Raw genomic sequence first — 1,112 nt, 5'->3', positions numbered from 1 at the left:
AGGTCATTGCCGTTGCTGTCAGTCGCAGTTGCAACCACTGTGATGTCGCCATCCACAAGTGTAGATAGGTCAACATTATCAACAGAGTATGTGCCATCTGCATTAACAGCCACATCTGTGATGGTAATTGTTGTGCCCGCAATATCGGTAATAACCAGGGTGACCGTACCGCCAGCTGGAATGTCTTGTGATGTACCAGTGATATCGCCTTGGTTAGATGCATCAATCACTAAGTCTATTGTTAGCTCAGCATCAACAGCATCAAGGTTTTCTGTGTCGTTGGCAGACAGGTCATTGCCGTTTGAATCAGTCGCGGTTGCAACAACTGTGATGTCGCCATCCACAAGTGTAGATAGGTCAACATTATCAACAGAGTAAGTGCCATCTGCATTAACGGCCACATCTGTGATGGTAATTGCAGTGCCCGCAATATCGGTAATGACCAGAGTGACCGTGCCACCCGCTGGAATGTCTTGTGATGTACCAGTGATATCACCGTTATTATCGCCATCGATAACTAAATCGACGGTGATGTTACTTGAAAGGGCATCAAGGTTTTCAGTGTCATTGGCAGACAGGTCGTTACCGTTGCTGTCAGTTGCGGTTGCAACCACTGTGATGTCGCCATCCACAAGTGTAGATAGGTCAACATTATCAACAGAGTAAGTGCCATCAGCATTAACAGCCACGTCGGTGATGGTAATTGTTGTGCCAGCAATATCGGTGATCACCAGAGTGACCGTGCCGCCTGCTGGAATATCTTGTGATGTACCAGTGATATCACCATTATTATCGCCATCGATGACTAAATCGACGGTGATGTTACTTGAAAGGGCATCAAGGTTTTCAGTGTCTTTGGCAGACAGGTCATTACCGTTGCTGTCAGTTGCGGTTGCCACTACTGTGATGTCGCCATCCACAAGTGTAGATAGGTCAACATTATCAACAGAGTAAGTGCCATCTGCATTAACTGCCACATCTGTGATGGTAATTGATGTGCCAGCAATATCGGTGATCACCAAGGTGACCGTACCACCTGCTGGAATATCCTGACTAGTACCAGTGATGTCACCGTTATTATCGCCATCGATGACTAAATCGACGGTGATGTT

1 protein-coding gene is annotated in these 1,112 nt (G+C 46.6%); it reads right to left on the bottom strand.

All coding sequences use genetic code 11. From position 1 onward, the window contains the following. Positions 1-1,112: hypothetical protein (locus AN944_RS20960; protein WP_200913392.1), on the bottom strand; the 1,112-nt coding region annotated here is incomplete at both ends.

It is taken from the genome of Shewanella sp. P1-14-1, from assembly GCF_001401775.1.
Classification (GTDB): Bacteria; Pseudomonadota; Gammaproteobacteria; order Enterobacterales; family Shewanellaceae; genus Shewanella; species Shewanella japonica.
Note: the sequence above shows the minus strand (reverse complement) of the source record. Positions and strands in the feature narration are given on the sequence as shown.